Annotated in this window: 4 protein-coding genes; 2 read left to right on the top strand and 2 right to left on the bottom strand. The window is 55.3% G+C overall.

From position 1 onward, the window contains the following. Positions 1–146: 146 nt before the first annotated feature. Together B8991_RS20870 and B8991_RS20865 are read left to right on the top strand one after the other, a co-directional pair. Entirely contained in the window at positions 147–332 is a 186-nt protein-coding gene (locus B8991_RS20870) for a hypothetical protein (protein ID WP_084355200.1), read from the top strand. 108 nt (positions 333–440) lie between these two features. Next, positions 441–710: a hypothetical protein gene (locus B8991_RS20865; RefSeq protein WP_084355199.1), complete on the top strand. Its 270-nt coding sequence runs from the start codon at positions 441–443 to the stop codon at positions 708–710. A 244-nt stretch (positions 711–954) separates the two neighbouring features. Here B8991_RS20865 and B8991_RS20860 read toward each other — a convergent pair whose 3' ends face one another. Together B8991_RS20860 and B8991_RS20855 are read right to left on the bottom strand one after the other, a co-directional pair. Continuing rightward, a complete protein-coding gene (locus B8991_RS20860; protein WP_084355198.1) occupies positions 955–1,287 on the bottom strand; it encodes a hypothetical protein in 333 nt (110 codons plus the stop codon). Further along, complete coding sequence (locus tag B8991_RS20855) at positions 1,287–1,562, bottom strand: hypothetical protein (protein WP_084355201.1); 276 nt, start codon at positions 1,560–1,562, stop codon at positions 1,287–1,289. The genes B8991_RS20860 and B8991_RS20855 overlap by 1 nt, the downstream gene beginning before the upstream one ends. Positions 1,563–2,339 lie beyond the last annotated feature (777 nt).

Below are 2,339 nucleotides of genomic sequence, written 5' to 3'. Positions count from 1 at the left end.
CCATCGTCGTCTCCTTCTGAATACTCAGAACGAAACTCGCCGTTGGCTCAGTGCAACGGAACCGCAGAAATCAATGGGACGGGGACGGCGCATACGAACGATCTTGATCAGACTCGCTTGGGTGAAACCAAAGAGGAAAATACCCATTGGCAAAGCCAACCAAAACAAGCGTGTTCAAAGCGCAAGGTCCCAATGCAGAAACGCCCATGGACAAGACGTCACGCATCGTCAGGAAAATGGTAGATGAAGAATCTGAACAGCGGCAAGTTAAGATGGACCGCCTTCGCAGCGCGCGCCTCGAAAGGGAAGCGAACACGCCCGCGAAGCCGTAGCGGTAACGAAAAGACAGATTCACTCAAAGCCGTTACTGAGCTGGGATAGCTTTGTTGCCTGCTCATTCCTAAGCGTCAGTAGCGCCCATCAGCTTCAAGGATTTACCCATGTCGAGCGCAACAAAAGTTCACTATATCTGTCAAACATATGTGGAACGAAAACCCGGACGTGACGGGCAAGTAAGCCTAAAGATCGACAAACAATTTCAATATTCAACGGCGTCAGAGGCGCAAAATAGAGCCGAACGGGAAGCCGTGTCCGAAGATTGTGCAGGTGCTGATGCCTATATGGTCAGTGAGGACCTGAACAGTGGCGAAGTCGGTTCACCCAGCTTCCTTGTCCGGCTTGGAAACGTTCCAGAATTTGATGATTTCTAAAACTTTACAACGAGTCTCGAATCAACTCGCAATTTTTCCTTCGAACGCGACGCGGGTTCCGCCAACTGCATATTTTTTTGTTGCTCGTAGAGCAGATCGCTCGTCGACGGCGGGCAGCGTTCAATAAAAAGCGGCCATTGCTGCGGATGCAGCGAAGGTCAGAAAAGTCCGCATCATGCCAGTTCAGTTCGAGCGCAGAGAAAGTCCGTTTTGGAGGCGTCCGCTCAGTCCCTTAGCCGATGATTTATTCTGGAAATCTGCGCCGCATCGATGCCACTCTCATCCAATCGCGCCCGCCAAAGGCGACGATCGCGAGATAAATCTGCCCTGCGTCGATATCTGGTTTGAATACGACCGTCAGGCGTTGACCGGAACCGCCGTGGCGTACGAGCCAACCGTCGAGAGTGTCACTGAGCCGAACACCGGAAGCGGGGTTTGAAGCAATCGCCGCAAGAAGCGCATCGACTTCGTCCAGGCGTCGCTCTGCTGCTGCCACGTCTCCGTCGGTGACTTCGACAATGTGGTCAATAATACCAATGAGATCCCGCTCGAAAAACGGGTGCCTGACAAAGCGCATCAGGCCTTTTGGGTCATCGTGGCGAGATGCGCCCGTGCACCTTGCGTCACCCCGGTGGCTTCACCGACTGGGTCCCACTGATCCAGCGGTAGGGACAATCGACGTTTTAATTCTGCTTCAAGCACGGCATGTTCGCGTTCACGCTCGGCCTTGGCTTTGGCCAATTCACCCGAGACCGCCGCACTCACGGTGGGATATTCCCCAGCTTCGACAAGTTCCTTGGCAAAAGCGTAGGCCGTATCGGTGAAACTGACGGATTGTTTCTGGACGCTCATATAAATCCCCTCGGTGCGCCAATAGAGTACCATCCTGGGTGTTGTCTCGCAACTGCGATCAGCGGTGCAGTGCGCACTGACGGGTGTGTCGTCCGCACTCCTCAGCTCGGCTTCGCGTGTCGCAGGGGAGAACGGCCCTTCGGTCCGTCGCGCATTCGGCCATGCGGCCTCACCGCGGCGTTGCACCCAGGCCCCCGGTTTGCCCGGCTCGCGAGCACGTACCTCCCCGGCCGCTCCGCCGGCTTGCGCTTTGGTCTGTTTTGCGGGTCAAAACGATCCCGCCGCACCATCCGTCTCCCGCGTCCGGTCGGGCCGTTTGCCTGCTCGGGTCGGGCAAACCTAGCGTCAAAACACACACACACACATGAGCGTGGTGGCTCCACAGGGGAAATCTATGTGACGCTCAACGAGCGTTGACCCCATGGATCATTTGGGATCGGTGAAAGAGACGGGTGAAATCCTGAGACAAGGAATCTCTGACGTCCCTCCCCGTAACTCCACAGCGCCAGTTCCATTCCAGCTTAACTGGATCACTCGAAGGTCGGGTGTGCGGGAAGAAATTAGACCTTTATTGAGCGACGCCGCCCAAGGATAGGGTCCTACATCGCCAGTTCACTTGGCTTTTTGTTAAAGAAGGGTAGTCAGAAAGTGCTGCGATCCCTAAAGTCGTTTCTAGACTAAAGGAACGTCTGATCAACGGGTTCGGCTGCGCCGAGATTGTGGCTTGATGCTCTCGGAAGGTGTGAGACAGGTTGTTTGCGGCCGATCAAGCGGCTT

This window comes from Primorskyibacter flagellatus (assembly GCF_900176485.1).
Lineage (GTDB): Bacteria > Pseudomonadota > Alphaproteobacteria > Rhodobacterales > Rhodobacteraceae > Primorskyibacter > Primorskyibacter flagellatus.
This window is presented reverse-complemented; position numbering and strand designations above follow the sequence as displayed.